The organism is Streptoalloteichus tenebrarius, from assembly GCF_024171885.1.
GTDB lineage: Bacteria > Actinomycetota > Actinomycetes > Mycobacteriales > Pseudonocardiaceae > Streptoalloteichus > Streptoalloteichus tenebrarius.
Genome location: NZ_JAMTCP010000074.1, coordinates 1 through 15,367, shown reverse-complemented (window position 1 = coordinate 15,367; position 15,367 = coordinate 1). Strand labels below are relative to the sequence as shown.

At 70.9% G+C, this 15,367-nt stretch carries 19 protein-coding genes and 2 pseudogenes; 15 read left to right on the top strand and 6 right to left on the bottom strand.

Annotation, left to right across the window (positions count from 1 at the left end; all coding sequences use genetic code 11):
- The 5 genes and pseudogenes from LX15_RS31320 to LX15_RS31300 all read left to right on the top strand — a co-directional run.
- Positions 1–458, top strand: a pseudogene (locus LX15_RS31320) (hypothetical protein); the annotation flags it as partial.
- An 11-nt stretch (positions 459–469) separates the two neighbouring features.
- On the top strand, positions 470–1,135 hold the full coding sequence (locus LX15_RS31315) for a TetR/AcrR family transcriptional regulator (RefSeq protein ID WP_253674727.1): 666 nt from the start codon (positions 470–472) through the stop codon (positions 1,133–1,135).
- Positions 1,132–2,427 (top strand): glycosyltransferase, encoded by a 1,296-nt coding sequence (locus tag LX15_RS31310; RefSeq protein ID WP_253674726.1) that lies wholly within the window; start codon positions 1,132–1,134, stop codon positions 2,425–2,427. The genes LX15_RS31315 and LX15_RS31310 overlap by 4 nt, the downstream gene beginning before the upstream one ends.
- A gap of 250 nt (positions 2,428–2,677) precedes the next feature.
- Positions 2,678–3,016: a hypothetical protein gene (locus LX15_RS31305; RefSeq protein WP_253674724.1), complete on the top strand. Its 339-nt coding sequence runs from the start codon at positions 2,678–2,680 to the stop codon at positions 3,014–3,016.
- Positions 3,017–3,021: 5 nt separating this feature from the next.
- Complete coding sequence (locus LX15_RS31300) at positions 3,022–3,777, top strand: hypothetical protein (RefSeq protein WP_253674722.1); 756 nt, start codon at positions 3,022–3,024, stop codon at positions 3,775–3,777.
- Here LX15_RS31300 and LX15_RS31295 read toward each other — a convergent pair.
- Positions 3,722–4,327: a hypothetical protein gene (locus LX15_RS31295; protein ID WP_253674720.1), complete on the bottom strand. Its 606-nt coding sequence runs from the start codon at positions 4,325–4,327 to the stop codon at positions 3,722–3,724. The two genes, LX15_RS31300 and LX15_RS31295, sit on opposite strands and share 56 nt — an antisense overlap.
- A 233-nt stretch (positions 4,328–4,560) precedes the next feature.
- Between LX15_RS31295 and LX15_RS31290 the strand changes: the two genes are divergently transcribed.
- From LX15_RS31290 to LX15_RS33760, 3 genes and pseudogenes are all read left to right on the top strand, one after another.
- Positions 4,561–5,016, top strand: coding sequence for a hypothetical protein (locus LX15_RS31290; RefSeq protein ID WP_253674718.1), 456 nt, complete (start codon positions 4,561–4,563; stop codon positions 5,014–5,016).
- Between the two features lie 125 nt (positions 5,017–5,141).
- Positions 5,142–5,423, top strand: a complete 282-nt coding sequence (locus tag LX15_RS31285; RefSeq protein ID WP_253674717.1) for a hypothetical protein — start codon at positions 5,142–5,144, stop codon at positions 5,421–5,423.
- Between the two features lie 324 nt (positions 5,424–5,747).
- Positions 5,748–5,891 (top strand): annotated as a pseudogene (locus LX15_RS33760) (MFS transporter); the annotation flags it as partial.
- 73 nt (positions 5,892–5,964) lie between these two features.
- On the opposite strand, the gene LX15_RS31280 reads toward LX15_RS33760, so the two are convergent.
- Positions 5,965–6,102 carry a hypothetical protein gene (locus LX15_RS31280; RefSeq protein WP_253674716.1) on the bottom strand — a complete coding sequence of 46 codons (138 nt, stop codon included), beginning with the start codon at positions 6,100–6,102 and terminating at the stop codon, positions 5,965–5,967.
- A gap of 425 nt (positions 6,103–6,527) precedes the next feature.
- Between LX15_RS31280 and LX15_RS31275 the strand changes: the two genes are divergently transcribed.
- Entirely contained in the window at positions 6,528–7,418 is an 891-nt protein-coding gene (locus tag LX15_RS31275; protein ID WP_253674715.1) for a hypothetical protein, read from the top strand.
- Positions 7,419–7,630: 212 nt separating this feature from the next.
- On the opposite strand, the gene LX15_RS31270 is transcribed toward LX15_RS31275, so the two are convergent.
- Positions 7,631–8,896: an MFS transporter gene (locus tag LX15_RS31270; protein ID WP_253674714.1), complete on the bottom strand. Its 1,266-nt coding sequence runs from the start codon at positions 8,894–8,896 to the stop codon at positions 7,631–7,633.
- Positions 8,893–9,480 carry a winged helix-turn-helix domain-containing protein gene (locus LX15_RS31265; protein WP_253674713.1) on the bottom strand — a complete coding sequence of 196 codons (588 nt, stop codon included), beginning with the start codon at positions 9,478–9,480 and terminating at the stop codon, positions 8,893–8,895. Before LX15_RS31265 ends, LX15_RS31270 begins: the two co-directional genes overlap by 4 nt.
- A gap of 258 nt (positions 9,481–9,738) precedes the next feature.
- Between LX15_RS31265 and LX15_RS31260 the strand changes: the two genes are divergently transcribed.
- From LX15_RS31260 to LX15_RS31250, 3 genes are all read left to right on the top strand, one after another.
- On the top strand, positions 9,739–10,041 hold the full coding sequence (locus tag LX15_RS31260; RefSeq protein ID WP_253674712.1) for a hypothetical protein: 303 nt from the start codon (positions 9,739–9,741) through the stop codon (positions 10,039–10,041).
- A 246-nt stretch (positions 10,042–10,287) separates the two neighbouring features.
- The gene (locus tag LX15_RS31255) at positions 10,288–11,214 is read left to right on the top strand and encodes a LysR family transcriptional regulator (protein ID WP_253674710.1); all 927 of its coding nucleotides are present in this window, start codon (positions 10,288–10,290) and stop codon (positions 11,212–11,214) included.
- Between the two features lie 145 nt (positions 11,215–11,359).
- The gene (locus LX15_RS31250) at positions 11,360–12,232 is read left to right on the top strand and encodes an SDR family oxidoreductase (protein WP_253674708.1); all 873 of its coding nucleotides are present in this window, start codon (positions 11,360–11,362) and stop codon (positions 12,230–12,232) included.
- Between the two features lie 153 nt (positions 12,233–12,385).
- On the opposite strand, the gene LX15_RS31245 is transcribed toward LX15_RS31250, so the two are convergent.
- On the bottom strand, positions 12,386–12,709 hold the full coding sequence (locus LX15_RS31245; protein ID WP_253674706.1) for a hypothetical protein: 324 nt from the start codon (positions 12,707–12,709) through the stop codon (positions 12,386–12,388).
- Positions 12,710–12,857: 148 nt separating this feature from the next.
- Between LX15_RS31245 and LX15_RS31240 the strand changes: the two genes are divergently transcribed.
- Complete coding sequence (locus LX15_RS31240; RefSeq protein ID WP_253674704.1) at positions 12,858–13,451, top strand: NAD(P)-dependent oxidoreductase; 594 nt, start codon at positions 12,858–12,860, stop codon at positions 13,449–13,451.
- On the top strand, positions 13,379–13,753 hold the full coding sequence (gene speD, locus LX15_RS31235) for an S-adenosylmethionine decarboxylase (RefSeq protein ID WP_253674702.1): 375 nt from the start codon (positions 13,379–13,381) through the stop codon (positions 13,751–13,753). The genes LX15_RS31240 and speD overlap by 73 nt, the downstream gene beginning before the upstream one ends.
- A 222-nt stretch (positions 13,754–13,975) precedes the next feature.
- Here speD and LX15_RS31230 read toward each other — a convergent pair whose 3' ends face one another.
- Positions 13,976–14,218, bottom strand: a complete 243-nt coding sequence (locus LX15_RS31230) for a hypothetical protein (RefSeq protein ID WP_253674700.1) — start codon at positions 14,216–14,218, stop codon at positions 13,976–13,978.
- Positions 14,219–14,819: 601 nt separating this feature from the next.
- On the opposite strand from LX15_RS31230, the gene LX15_RS31225 reads away from it, so the two are divergent.
- A partial coding sequence (locus tag LX15_RS31225; protein ID WP_504978739.1) for an NsdA family TPR-like regulatory protein occupies positions 14,820–15,367 on the top strand: 548 nt, incomplete at its 3' end.

Below are 15,367 nucleotides of genomic sequence, written 5' to 3'. Positions count from 1 at the left end.
AACGGCTCGATCAACACCCACGACTCATCAGTCAGCTCATGACGACGCACCACGAACCAACCAACGACCACAACACTTCGCGGACACGACCTAGGCCGAGCCGGGTGATCGCGGACAACGGCTACTCCCGCCGAGCGATCCGCTTCTACCCGCGCCGTGACGTGGTCGAGCATTGCGTCAGCCGGCTCGAACAGGGGCGCGCTCTCGCCACCGGCTACGCCAAGACCGGCATCTTCTACCGACGCATAGTCGATCTGGCCACCCTGCTCATCCGGCTGGGAGGACAGGCCCCAGGCGTTTCCGTCCTGATTGGACAGTCCTGTGTGGTCATCGGGGCTGTGTGGGTCGCCTTCGCCGGTCCGCTCCGGACGGTCTGGCGACCCGTGGGTGGGTTCGATTCTCCCGGGGTGGTGTCGGCGGGCTCTGGACAGCGACTGAACAAGTGTTCAATACTCTGATCATGCGTTCAATGGATGACCTCACGGCCCGGGCGCGGATCAGGGACGCCGCCCTGGCGCGCTTCGGGGCGGACGGGGTGGCCGGGGCCTCGGTCAGGGCGATCGCCGCCGACGCGGGCGTGTCGCCCGCGCTGGTGCTGCACCACTTCGGGTCGAAGGAGGGGCTGCGCGCGGCGTGCGACGACCACGTCCTGGCGTTGATCAGGGGCGATGGTGACGGCCCAGCCGCGACCGGTGACGTCGCCGCGCTCGCGGAGATGCTCGACGCGGCCACACCCGTGCGCCGCTACCTCGCGCGTGCCCTGGTGGAGGGCGCGGACAACGCCTCGGCCCTGTTCGAGGAGATCGTGGAGAGCACACGGGACTGGCTCGCCAGGGGAGAGGCCGAAGGGTGGGTGCGGCCCACCGCCGACCCCCACGCGCGAGCTGTCACGTACGTGGCGTGGCTGCTGGCCCCGCTGGTGCTCGGTGACCACGTGGGACGTCTGCTCGGCGGCGCCCCGACCGACACCCCCGCCGCGATCCGGGGTGCGAGGGTCGGGCTGGAGATGCTCACCCACGGCCTGTTCTCCGACGCCCGCTGGCTGTCCGCGTACTCGGCGATCAACGCGGGGACCAACGCGGGTACCGACACGGGGGCAGACGCGGGGATCGACGCGGACGAGGCGCGGCGATGAGGGCACTTCTGGTCACGCACGGAACCCGAGGCGACGTCCAGCCGTTCCTGGCGTTGGCCGTCGCGCTGCGCGAGCGCGGGCACGATGCGGTTCTGGCCGCGCCGGCGTCGTTCGCGGGCGCGGCGGCAGACCACGGGGTCGAGTTCGCGCCCCTGGACGAGGGTCCCAACCGTCTGCTGGACGATCCCGTGGTGCGGGAGGCGATCAGCGGTGGTTACCGGGGCGTGCGCGGGAAGATCACCGCCGCGCGCGTCGCGCGTCGGATCAAACCGCTGATGGCCGACGTCCTGCGCGACGTCGGCGCGGCCGCGCGGCAGGGCGCCGACGTCGTGGTGCACGCCCCCTCCGTCCCCGCCCACCACGCCGCCGAGATGATCGGGGCGCCCGCCGTGTTGGCCGCCCTGCAACCGGGCTGGGTGCCGACCTCCGCGTTCCCCTGCTCGATGGTGGCCCTCCCACGGCTTCCGCGTTTCCTCAACCGTGCCACCTACCTCGTCGCCTCGGGCTCGCAACGCGCCTACGCCGGCGTGGCCAACACGTGGCGCACGACGGATCTCGGGCTGCCACGGCGATCTCGCGCCCACGACCTGCTCCACGACGAGCAGGGACGGGACCGGCTTGTGCTCCAGGCGTTCAGCCCCCATGTCACTCCTGTTGATCCACAGTGGCCGGCCACCGTGCGGACCACGGGTTTCTGGCGCCTGCCCCCGCGCGCGGCCTGGTCGCCCCCACCGGAACTGGCCCGCTTCCTCGACGACGGCCCGACCCCGATCTACGTCGGGTTCGGCAGCATGGCCGGCCGGGATGCCCGACGGACAGCGGAGATCGTCGTCGAGGCCGTCCGAACGGCGGGAGCGCGAGCGGTGGTGGCGACCGGGTGGGGAGGTCTCGACCTGACGGGCCGGTCCCGGGATGTGCTCGTCGTCGACCAGGTTCCCCACGACTGGCTGTTCCCGCGCGTCGGCGCGGTGGTGCATCACGGGGGCGGGGGCACGACCGCCGCCGCGCTGGCTGCCGGACGACCTCAGGTGGTGTGTCCGTTCGTCGCGGACCAACCGCACTGGGCGGAGCGCGCGCACGCCCTGGGGGTCGCGCCCGCGCCGGTGCGGCAGCAGCGGCTCACCGCTGACCGGCTCGCCGCCGCCATCACCGAGGCCACCACCGATCCCGCGATGCGCCGCGCCGCGGAGCGCTGGGGGAAGGTGATCCGCGAGGAGGACGGCGTGGGCACCGCCGTGGGCCATCTGGAGGAACTCCTCGAACGCCGTTCCGCCGCGAGCGAACCGGCTTGACGGCGAGGACGTGACCAGCGCCCTCCACCGTCCACTGTGGAGCGATCACTCATCGGCCCGATGAACGACGCGTGGCGTCGGGGCGATCCCGTGTTCACGGGCACGTTAATCTCTGCTGACGGTGGGAACGACGGCCTCTGCTCCGCTCAGGCGGACGGCTCACTCACACCGCTGGACGTGACCCCGATTCGATACCCCGGTCGGGTAGAAACATGAGCATCCCCGGGGTCGGTGCCGTTACGGTCCTGCCGTGGCTCGCAGTGGGACCGTGCTCGGTCACTACCTGGTGGCCGTCCAACGGTTCGTCATCCAGCTTGATCTGCCCGAGGACGCCGCCAGGTTCGGTGACATGGCCGAGTCGGCGCTGGACGGGGACGGCACGGCGTTGGTCGCGTTCCTGCACGCGGCGCGCAGGTGCCTGTCCGCCTACGACGCGCCGGAGGACGTCTGGGAATGGCATGAGCGGGCGTTGGCGATCGTGATCGACCTCCTCGCGGACGGGGCGATGGTCGACCGCATTGACGCCGACCTCCTCCAGGGCCTGCGCCTCGGCTACGGCTCGGCGGGCGGGGTGCCCACGGCGTGCTGAGACCCGTGCGCTCCGCGCTGATCTTCTCCGGGAGGCGCCCGGCCCGGTTCTCGTCCGCGAATTCGTCGTCGTTCCCGCCCCACGTCACGCTCCGCGATCATTACGCTGCGTACGTGGTTGATCACCGGGTGAAGGGGGTCATGTGGTGGAAGACCCCGGGTGGAACGCGGGCGAGCGGGACGCTGGCGTCGTCGGCCACGACGCCCACACGCTCCACCGCGCCGAACGGCGGCCCTGAGGTGATCGTCCCGGCCTCCGTGACACCACCATCCGTGTCGATCTCGGCGCGCCACGCTCGACAGATCCGCGCGCGCTGCGCGCTGCTGGCCAGCGTCGCGCTGGTCGCCAGCCTGGCTCTGGCGGGTGCGTTCGTCCTGGTCGGGCGTGCGCTCCCTGCGTCCTCCGTCCTGGTGCCCGCGCTTGTCCAGATGCTGGGCCTCGCCGCCGCGTTCGCGCTGCTCGTCATGGCGGCGGGCGCTGCGGCGGCACGCTCGTGCGTGGTCGGAGAGCGCCTCGACGCCAACGGCGCACGGAGGGCGCGTCGACTCCTCGTGCGAACGTGGGGGCACACGCTGTTCTTCGGTCTGGGAGCCGACATCCTGCTCGCGCTGGCGGTGCTGGACGCGCGTACCGCCTCCTCAGACGTCGCTGGCGCGTTCTTCGGCTACCTCGCGTTGGTGACGCTTCCCGCCGTGCTCGGCGGAGTCATGTGTCGCCAGGTTGTCCGGGCGCTCCGCCTCCCGCCTGAAGCACCTGGATGATCGTCGCGACTCCGGAGACGGGCTCTGCTTCGTACATGGTGATCACGTCTCCCGGGGCGAGGTGCGCCCAGCTCTCGGGGGCGAGGGGCAGAAGCCGCACGGAGGCGCGTCCGCCCGGCGGGAGCGCGGGCAGGAACTCGACCCACATCCGGGCGATGTGACGCGGGGTGTCCGGGCCGGGAGTCGCGCTGAAGGCCCACATCGGCCGCAACACTCCCGCGCCGGGTATTGGGCTCCTGCGGCCGCTGGTCCCGGGGTCGGCGAGCTGGAGATCAACCCGGATGACGCCGTGTCGGGTCTCTGATGCGCGCCACCGGCACCAGGCGGCGTCGTGCTCACGGGACATGTGCCCGGCGGCGGTGGCGAGGAGGTCCCAGTACTCGACGGTGTGCCAGGTGAGCCCGTCGAAGTCCGTGAGGATGTCGAGCGCGAGTTCCCACTCGCTGTGATTGAGGTAGTCCACGGCGTCGTTCGAGCAGGCGCCCGCGTCGCTCCTCGCGTCGGGAGAGACCAGCGCGGCGGCGCGGCGAAGAAGGCCCGAAACGTCCATGGGCTGATCCTCCGCTCCTTGTCGCTCAGGGAGGACGGGGTGAGTCCGAGGCCGCTCATTCGGCGGCATTCGTTTCCCTGATCGTTTCAGTGCGAAATGAAGCAAACGTCCGCCTCGCTACAGGGTTCGGCATGAAGTCGACGTATGGTCGCCAGGAGAGCCGGCTGGGCCATTCGGGTGAAGTCCGGACTAGAGTGACCGCCGGACAAGGACCGACCGGGGAGGAGTGGGGGATGGCGGTGCACACGGCACAGGCTGCGGAGGCCGCGGCCCGGAGCTGGTGGGAACGTCTCCCCGCGGACGCCCGGCTGACGCCCCCCGACTACGGCGGCAGGGCCGCGCTGATCGTGTGCAGCACCGCGCTGACCGAGGCCGTGGTCGCGCTGCTCGACGAGCGCGGGGTCCGCACCGGGGTCGACCAGGTGCGCCTCGACCCCGCGGTCCCGTCCGACGAGGTCATGGCGCTGGCCGCGACCCACGCCGGCCGGGACGTGGTGATCCCGATGCTGCCCGGCCAGCCCACCCTGCGGCTGTACCCGCGCCCCGAGCCGAGAACGGACATCGCCGACGACCCGGTGGCGACGATCGACCTGGGTCCGAAGGCGGTGAAGTCGGACGGATGGGTGCCGGCCGCGGTGGTCGCCGACGCCCTCCACACCGCCCTCGCCTCCTCGGTGTCCGCTGGCTGACACCCCGCGCGTCGAGCCGGCGGGGATGACGCCCAACCCTGGCGGTGGTGGCCTGCACCTGTCCTCCAGCCGGACCAGCCGGCCCTCGCCGGCCTGTCGCCCGGAACGTCGGTGATCATGCTGGGGTGACCTCGTCCACGGTTCCCCTGCCCGAGGTGGAGATCGACGAGGACGAGCCACGCTTCGACCTGATCGTCCCCGCCACGGCCGACTCGATCTCGGTGTCCCTCACATCGCGTCCGGCGGGCGGGAGGGGTACGCCGACCTGGCTCGGCGCGTGGCCTCGCTCCGCCCTCTCCAGGAGCCCTCGGCGGGGACCGAGCGCTGGTGGGGGAGAGGACGGGTTCCGCGTGCACCTGTGGCCGACATGGGCCGAGGTCTTCGAGGACGGAACCCTGCTGCGGTAGGGAGTGTGGGCGCGCGACGGGGATGGTGTCGAGCGCGCGTCGAGGTTTCTGGGCTGAACCTCTCGCCCGCGGACGCGGGTCGGTCGACATCGCGTTGGGGATCGTCCTCAACCCTGTGGACGCGACCATGAGGGCGGTCGCGTTGCCCCGAATGCAGGCGTCCTTCGGCGTGTCGTTCGCGGTCGTGTCCCTGCTCGTGACCGACTTCTTCGTCGCAGGCACGGTGGGACAGGCGCTGGGCACCTCGGTGGCGTTCCGCGGCGGGGATGGTGATCATCCGCCGACACCTGGTTGGCGCGACGGAGAGCGCTGTCGGCACCGGCGATGGGCGCTGTCACCACGGTCAACACCCTGTCGGCCGCGGTGGGTCCGTTCGTTGGCGGGCGGTTGATGACGTGGACGGGATGGCAGGGCACGTTCCTGGCCAACGTTCTGGTGGCCCTGCTCGCGGTGCTGTTGGCGGGTCGGTGTTTCCCCAGGGCCTGCCGCGGGTGGGCGGAGTGTCCGGACTGTCCGGTGTGGACGTTGTCGGCGTCCTGCTCTACACCGGCGCGCTGGTGGCGGTCCTGGTCTTCCTGTTCGCCCCTGGCACGGCGCGCTCATGCTCGTCGTGGACAGCGCCAGCCACGCCGCTGGTGGCGGTGACGGCGATCGGCACGTTGGTCGGGATCGTCAACAACCCCAACACGTTGGCGCTGCAAGCGGTGCTCTACTCCCGGGCGCCTGCCGGGCAGACAGGCACGATCAGCGGGGTGTCCCAGAGCTTCCGCTACATCGGGTCGATCCTGACCATCGTGTTGCTCGGTCTGGTCTTCCGTCGCCAGTCCAGCGACATCCTCGGGTCGAAGGGTGTGGGCCATCTGGCGGTGAGGCGTGCAAACCGGTCGCCGCTCGCGGTTTGTGCGCGTTCGGTCGCTTGCAGTAACATTCCTGGCAACCCGAAGGCGAGGCTTCGGGGCCGCTTGGTCGTCCCGGAACGACCGAGGAGCGGCGAGAGGGTGTGGGGCACCCACCTCGTTCACCACCAACCAGCAAGCCATCGCCAACGGCATGGGTGGCGCGTGCTCTGGGCTGTCCGGGCAGCCAGCTTGAAGGAGCGTCGCGTTGCCTGCTTCGACACGACGGCAGCTCATCGCTGTTCGCTGCCGGTACACCGGGGAGACCCACGCCGAGGCCGCGCCGGGGGTGGGGCGGGACGGCACCATCGGTCTGGACCGCTGCACCCCCGGCCAGCGGCGGTTACGGGCGCTGCTGGCGCTGCACCTGCTCAACTGCCGCCCTCGGCGGCGGAGCAGGCTCCCGGCCCGCGAGATCCACCACCGCTCGGTGTGGTGGAGCCTGAACACGCTGGACGTGATCTCGGCGCACTACGACCAGCTCGTGCTGCGGTCCAGCAACCCGGAGGTGCTGATGTGGCCGCTCAGCGCGTGGAACACCACGTATGAGATCGGCCTGCCCGGACTGCGCCTGATGAGCAGGGACAGTCAGGGGCGCTACCACCTGCTGCACGGGCCGACCGGGGCCGTGGTCCGCGTCGACCACCGCCCGCCGGGCAGGACGGGGCGGGACGCCGAGATCGTCGAGCGGCTCCGGGGTTTCCACCGGATCGTCGGTGGTCATCCGGAGTTGGACGAGAGCGAACAGTGGCTGTTGGGGGCATTGCCACCCGTGAGCGGCGACGCCGAGCAGTTGCTCGCCGCCCTCCTGGTGCGTCTGACCAGCGCCCACCCCGAGGGGCGTTGGGCGATGGACAAGGTGGGGTTCCGCGATCTCGCCTGCCGCGCGGACTCGTGGTGTTCCCTGTGGGGGCACGGGGATCACTGGCGGCTCCGCTGGATGTCGGCCGTGCCGTCGATGGTCGTGGGGGAGGCGTTGACCGATCCCGTCTTCGGGTTGGCCGGCGCCGAGCTGGCCCCTCTCCGTCCCGGCTTCGTCGTCCACTATCGACAGGCGACGCTCCGGTTGCGCGGCCCCGAGGGGCGTGTGTGGGGGTGAGGTGCCGTCGTGGTCAGGGGACTGCCGGGATGACTGGCCCGTCGCCGGTCACGGGGACCGCGTCGGCGGCGGCGAACGCCGCGAGGGGCGCCGGCTCGCCATGACGGGGAAGGGGCGCGCTCGAAATCGGGCGCGCCCCTGCCACGACCATTCCTGCCGGTCAGGGGCATCCGGCCTCGGCCATGGCGGGCCACGCGGCGGTCAGACTGTCCTCAGTGGACGCCGGCTGGCTCCGACGGCAGGTCCCGGTGTCGACGGATGGGGGAGAGGACCAGGGCCAGCACGCACAGGGCCTGCGCGACGCAGATGACCCAGGCGCCCGTGCGCAGCCCCGTGGCCGTGGCCAGGGCGCCCGCGAGCACCGCGCCGATCGGCAACGCCCCGTAGCCGAGGAACCGCCCACTCGCGGTGACCCGGCCCAACAGGTGGCGGGGGCAGTAGGACTGCCGGAAGCTGCCGATGATCACGTTCGACACGGTGACCCCGGCGTTGAACATGAAGGTGCTCGCCACGAAGAAGAGCACACCCAGACCGGAGGTGGTCAACGGCATCATCAACGTGAACGGCATGGCCACGAGTTCGCCGAACAGGAGGCCGCGCGCGCTGCCCATCGCGCGGATGACGCGGCGGGCGAGCATCGCGCCCACCACGCCGCCGATCCCACCGGCGGACAGCAACGCGCCGACCGACGCCGCGTCCACGCCCACCTCGCGGACGAGGAACACCACGACGATCGCGCCCAGGGCGCCGGTCGCCAGGTTGGCCGTGGCCAGGTAGAGCGAGATCGGGCGGAAGTAGGGGTCGCGCAGGGTGAAGCGCAGGCCGTCCCAGACCTCCCTGAGCAGGTCGCCGCGTCGGCGTGAGCCGGTGTCGGGTGTTTCCCGCACGGTCACGCGCGCCAGGCACAGCGCGCAGGCCGCGAAACTCACCGCGTCGGCCAGCAGCCCCATGACCGGCCCGAACACCTGGACGAGCAGGCCGCCGAGGCCGGGGCCGAGGACCTGCGCGCTGGACTCGCTGCCCCTGACCTTCGCGTTGGCCTCGGCGAGGTCGTCCTGGCCGACCACCGTGGGCAGGAGGACCTCGTAGGCGGTCATCGCGAACACCGAGCACACCCCGAGCCCGAGGGCGACCACCAGCAGGTGGCCGACGGACAACACCCCCGCCCACCACGCCAGCGGCACGCTGGCGAGCAGCAGGCACGACAGGGCGTGGCAGACCAGCATCAGCCGCCGACGCCGCACCCGGTCCACCCAGGCCCCGGCCAGCAGGCCGACCAACAACCACGGCAGCCAGACCGCCGACTCCAGCACGGCGACCTGGAACGTGGACGCGTGCAGGGTCTGGATGGCCACCAGCGGCATCGCCACGGTGGTGATCACGGTCCCCACCTGGCTGACGCTCTCCCCGAGCCAGAGCAGCCGGAAGTTCCGGTCGCGCCACAGCGGTGCCCTGGGCGCGCGGAGGGCGGTGCTCATCGGGACGCCCGCTCGTCGCCCCGGTGCGGGAACGCCTGAAGCTGGATGAACACGTCCTCGCTGTCAGGGTCCGCCTCGGCCTTCCCGTCGGCCTCCACCCGCTCCAGGGTCGCGGTGATCTCGGCAAGGACCTCTTTGAGCCGCTGGGGCGACAGCCGGAGGCGCCACCCGGCGAACTCGACGGCCTCCTGCCAGGGGTCTGGCCAGTCGTCCAGGCTGAACGCGGCGGCCCGGCGGAAGTCCAGCTCCAGCGCCGCCCGCAGATACTGGGCCAGCGGCTCCCTGACCTCGGGGTCGTGGACGAAGTCGTGCAGCGGCAGCTCGGTGTACTGGTGGACCGCGCGCCACCACCGTTCGCGCTTGGTGCCCCGGTCGCGTTCCTCGGTGATGAACCCGTGCTCGGCGAGCTGTCGGAGGTGCCAACTGATGTTGCCGCGATCCTCGCCCAGCCGGGCGGCGAGCATCGCCCCGGTGGCTGGTCCGTCGACGCGCAGCAGGCCGAGGACGCGCACCCGCAGGGGGTGGGCGAGCCCGCGCAGGCTGCGGGCGTCCAGCTTCTTCGATCTCTGGGGGACCTCGCTCATACGGCGGACCCTAGCGTGAGAAGACTCCTTTGCGAAGAGTTCTTCTCATGCGGGCTCACCAGGGCGTTCGTTCCCGTGGTCGGCCCAACCGCGTGTGCGCGCCTCGTGGTGGCCCTGGCGCCTCGGCTGTCGTGAGTGGACACAATGGGGGAGCCGGCGCCCCCCTGCGGTGGGACGCCCACTCGTCTGGAGGGCGTGATGCCCCTGGTAGTGGTTCGTCACCACGCGGGAGCTGACCCCGGGCGACTGACTGCGCTCGTGCCGGTGCTCTGCGAGGCCGTCTCGGCCCTCCTTTGCTGCGAGGACCAGGGGCACGAGGTTGTGGTCACCCCGGAGATGGTGAAGGTCCGCTTCGAGGTGATCTCCGAGCTGGACCACAACATGCCGGACGTCCTGGTCGAGGTCGAGGCCCGCGCCTACGCCTCCCGGCTGGCCAGGGCCGAGGCCATGGCGGCCAGGCTGTGCGACGTGCTCGCGCCGCTGATGCCGGCGGAAACCTCGTGGGCCGTGTGGTTCAAGCTGTGCGTGGGCGGCTGGCACGCGTCCCGGCGTCCTGACTAGCCCGCGCGTTCCACTCGGCGACGAGTCGTGTCCACAATGGACGGTTTTTGGAGCGGGTTCTCTCCCGAAGTCCTTGTCCTCTGAAGGATTTGCTGGCCGCGATGGCGACGGGCGGGAACGTGTCGATGCGGCGCGACAACCGGTCGTTGTGGGATGCGGTCTCAAAGTGTCGAGAAAATCGCGGTGAGACAACTCGAAGGCGAGACATCACAACCAGAAGTTGTTCCCGCTGGGTAGGGTGCGGGTATGGATCTCGACGCGGTGCGCACGTTCGTCGCGGTCGCCGACGAAGGACGGTTCCACGAGGCCGCGGCCGAACTCGGCATCACGCAGCAGGCGGTCTCCAAGCGGATCGCGGCGCTGGAAACCCAGCTCGGTGTCCGCCTGTTCACGCGGACCGCCCGCGGCGCCCTGCTGACCATCGACGGGCAGGCGTTCCTCCCGCACGCCCGCGCCGTGCTCGACGCCGTGCGGCGCGCGGCTGACTCCGTCCACCCCGGACGCCGCGCGCTCCGGGTCCACGTGCTCGGCCGACGGATCGCCCCCACGGGCCTGCTCCAGGACTTCCACCGCCGCCACCCCGACATCGACCTCGACGTCGTCACCCTGCCCAACGCCGAAGCCGCCACCGCGGCCGTCCACGCCGGCACGATCGACGCGGCCTTCCACACCCAACGCGTGCCCGCGAGCGAGCTGCCCGGCCCCGTCGCGACCATGCGGGTCTACGACGAACCACTCGAACTCCTGGTCGGACCCGCCCACGACCTCGCGGCCGCGCGCACCGTCACCCCAGCCCAGCTCGCCGGTCGCCGGATCTGGATGCCCGGCAACACCACCGGGTCCGAGTGGGCCGGCTACTACGAGGAACTGGCCGCGGACCTCGGCCTCGTCATCGACATCGCCGGACCCCACTTCGGCGTCGAGCACCTCGTGGACATGGTGAGCGACTCGGCGTCGCTGGCCACCCTCGTCGGCGCGCGCACCCGGCTGGTGTGGACCGCGCACCAGGACCTCAGGCGGATTCCGCTGCGCCACCCGACGCCGATCTACCCGCACTCGCTGATCTGGCGGACCGACAACACCCATCCCGCACTGGCCACCCTGCGTGAGTACCTCGGCCGGCAGTGGGAAGACCGGCCCCGAACCGACATCTGGTCCCCGAGCTGGGCGTGACGTCGGCCAGCGCCTGGCCGACCGCGTTGGTCGTCCCTCAGGTCGGGGGCGTCACCTCACCTGCCCAGGTGCTCGACGTGCGGTTCGGCCGAATGCGGGCACCCCTGCTGCGGCACACCGACGCCGGCAGGTGCAGGATGCGCCCATGACCGGCCACCCCGCCCCGATCAACGCCACCATCGCGGTCACCGGCGCCACCGGCCGCCTCGGCGGACGCGTCGCCCGACGCCTGGCCGACGCCGGCATCCCCCAGACCCTGCTCGTGCGCGACCCGGCCCGCGCGCCACGACTGCCGAACGTCACCGTGCGGCGCGCGAGCTACGCCGACCGCGACGCCGTCCGCTCCGCACTGCACGGGATCGACCGCGTGCTGATGGTCTCGGCCTCGGAGACCCCGAACCGGGTGGACGAGCACCGCGCGTTCGTGGATGCCGCCGCCGAGGCCGGCGTCGGGCACCTGGTCTACATCTCGTTCTTCGGCGCCGCCCCCGACGCCACCTTCACCCTGGCCCGCGACCACTGGGCCACCGAGGAACACATCCGGGCCTCCGGCCTCGCCCACACCTTCCTGCGCGACAACCTCTACGCCGACTTCATGCCGGGCCTCGTCGGCGCCGACGGCGTCATTCGCGGCCCCGCCGGCCAGGGACGAGCCGCCGTCGTCGCCCAGGACGACATCGCCGACGCCGCCACCGCCGTGCTCCGCGACGCCAACGCGCACGTCGGCGCCACCTACGACCTGACAGGACCCGCCGCGCTCACCCTCGACGAGGTCGCGCACATCCTGTCCCGGGCACTGGGCCGCACCATCACCTACCAGCCGGAAACCATCGAGGAGGCGTACCGGTCACGCGCCTCCTACGGCGCTCCCGACTGGCAGCTCGACGCCTGGGTGTCCACCTACACCGCGATCGCCGCCGGAGAACTCGACGGGGTCACCGACCACGTTCCCCGCCTCACCGGGCACCCCGCCACCCCGTTGGAGGACGTGCTGCGCCAGCAGTCCGCCGCCGGATGACACACGGCCGTGCTCCTGCCCGCTCTCGACGATCACCAGCATTTCGGCGGTGCACGCCTCCGTGGTCCGCTTTGCTTCTACGAAGTGCCACGGCTGCTGTGGTTCGCCGTTGTTGAATCTTTCCTGCGGTGAAGACCCGACCGGCAGCCGTCCTCAGACTCGGGGCGCCTTCTCTCCGTGGATGGCCATGTACTCGGCGGCGAGCCAGGGGCCGAGATCGTCAATGAGCATGCGCAGCACCGCCCGGTCGAACGTCCGCGTGCGGGCGACGGCCGCGGCCACACGCATCTGCCCCACACACTCCGGGGGAAGCACGAGGGCGAGGTCGCCGTTCGTCTCCCGGCGGTCGACGGACACGACGTGGCCGGGGTGGGTGAGCAGGACCGCGAGCAGGGCCCGCACCTTGCGTTCGGCGATGGCCACCGGCCGTCCGTCGGCGTCCCAGACCGCCAACGGCCCCAGCACCCCGAATCGCACCCGGGCACGATAACCCGCCCCCGCGGCGGTCCTGTCGGCTCCGGCGCGATCACCCACAGTGGACCGACAGCCGACCAACAGCGGCCGCGACCACAGTCGGGGACGTCATGGCGGGAACGCCGCGAGACCAAGCCGGAAGGGGACGGCGATGAACACCTCGACGACGGACGTGACGGTGCTGGGGTTGGGCAACCTGGGGCAGGCCCTGGCCGGGACGCTGCTGCGGGCCGGCCACATTGTCACGGTGTGGAACCGGTCGGCGGGCCGGGACCGGGTGCTGGTGGAGCGGGGCGCCCGGCCGGCGTCCACCGTGGCGCAGGCCGTCGCGGCCAGCCCACTGGTGGTCGTCAGCGTCCTGGACCAGCCCGCGGTCCGGCAGGTGCTGGGCCAGGCCGGCCCGCTGTTGTCCGGTCGGTCGCTGGTCAACCTCACCTCCGGCAGTCCGCGGGCCGCCAGGGAGCTGGCGGCGTGGGCGGGCGAGCAGGGCGCGTGGTATCTGGCCGGGGCGGTCTACGCGGTGCCGCAGACCGTGGGCACCCCCGAGGCGACGATCCACTACAGCGCGGAGGCCGGGGTGCGGCAGCGGTGGGAGGGGCTGCTGGAGGCGCTGGGGCGGGGCGGGAGGACCCGGGGCTGGCGTCCGCCTACGACCTGGCGATCCTGGCCGGGATGTACGGGATGCTGGACGGTTTCCTCCACGCGGCGGCCATGGCCGCGGCCGGCATCACCGCGGGCGAGCTGACCCCGATGCTGGTGTCCTGGCTGTCGGGGGTGATGCCGGTGCCGGCCGAGTCTCACCTGACCGTGTCCACCTGGCCCGAGCACGAACTCGCGTACGTCGACCTGTTCACCTGCCGTGCCGATACCGATCCCGAAGAAGCGGTCGCCCCGATCCTCGCTGTGCTCGGTGGAGGGACCGTTCACGGCCAAATCGGTCAGCTCGGCCCCAATGGCGTCGCCGCTCCGTGCCGGCCGGAGCGGGTGTCCGGTGACGAGCCTGCTCCAGCCCGACTTCTTCCTGGTCGTCGAGGTCTGGGGCGCTGATCCAACGCCGGGGCACCCAGTACGTCCCTGATCATGGGCAGGGGGAAGAGGAAGCGGCAAGGCCGGGGCGACGGCCCGCACCAGAGTCAGTCGCTTCGGGTGGTCCCGGGGATGGCTCCGGACGTCGCGGTGCCGATCAAGTACGCCCACGTGTGTCTTGGGTCGCGGGGTACCTTGGCCGGACACGCCTGTATGCGGTACGTAGAGGGCAGATGACGTCAGCTACTGGAAGATGCCGCCGATCAAGCTTGTGAGGATGGCGCACGCGAAAGACGTGACCGCGATGCCGAGGGCTGTTAGTGGGACATACCTGGCCGGGTGCTGCCGGTCAATCTTTCCTCCAAGAACCACGCGTATCGCGAAGTACGATATAAGCAGCACGGCGAACGCCGTCGTTCCGATCGTTAATAGTGCGACCCGGACCGGTTCGAGCCCTGAAACTGTTGGGTCCCCGAAGTTCCACACCGCTGCTCCTCCTGTTCTCCGTATGTTCGTTCGACAGTACCAGTGCGGGCAATAGCGTGCCGTGGCGCACGAGCAACCTTCTGCGCCACGGCTGGTGGCCCTGTCACATCTTCTGCTGTTGGGGTTGAACTAGTTGATGTAGTGGCACTGTCGGCCACGTTCCTCGTTCATGACCCTGAAGGTCGCGCAGGCTTGTCCATTGTGTGCGAGATAGGTTTCGGTGTCATTGCTCCGGTAAGGTGCCCAGTCGCAACTCCACTGCGTCTGGCCCGTGTCGACCTTGTACAACTGGCCCTGCTCGTTGTAATAGATGAAATCGATGCGCCAGTTGCAAACTTTGCCGGTCCAGTCGGCTGGGCTGACCCTGTCGACGCCTGCTCTGTGATGGTTGATCCGTCGTCCGTCGACTTACGGGATATTGGGTTGTTAGGGTGAGGCGGATGTCACTGGCGAGGGTTGTGGAAGCTTGTTTCCTGTGGGGCCTGTCAACCTTTCGGCGGTTGCGTTCCAGTGGGGTCGGGGCACCTGTCGGCTTCTGCTTGTCGCTATTGCCTCCATTATGTTGATCTGTGCGAGGAATTTCCGAGTTTCTGATTTGTGGTTGCGTTCCTCCGCGCTGGTGGTGTGCCTGCGGGACCGCGTGGCTCCGCTGCTGCACGGTCGCTACACCGACGCGGTCGGCCGGCGGTTGTTCACCGCCGCCGCCCACCTGTCGCGCCTGGCCGGCTGGACCGCGTTCGACCGCGGCCACCACGCCGCCGCCCAACGGCACTACGTCCAGGCGCTGCGCCTGGCCCGGGCCGCCGGCGACGTCGCGTTCGGCGGGTACACGCTGGCCTGCGCCGCGCTGCAAGCGACGTTGCGCGGGTGGCACGACCACGCCATCGACATGTGCCAGGGCGCCTACGAACGCGCCAAACACCAGGCCCCGGCCCGGGTGTTGGCGTTCACCGCGCTGATCGAGGCCCGCGCCCACGCCCGCGCCGGCGACCGACGAGCGGCAGCACACGCCCTGAGCACGTCGGAGAGGCTGCTGGGCCAGGCAGAGCGGCAACAGGGCGTGGAGCCGGACTGGATCGACTTCTACAGCCCGGCGCGGATGGCCGCTGACGCGGTCGAGATCCACCGCGATCTCCACCTCCCCGCGGC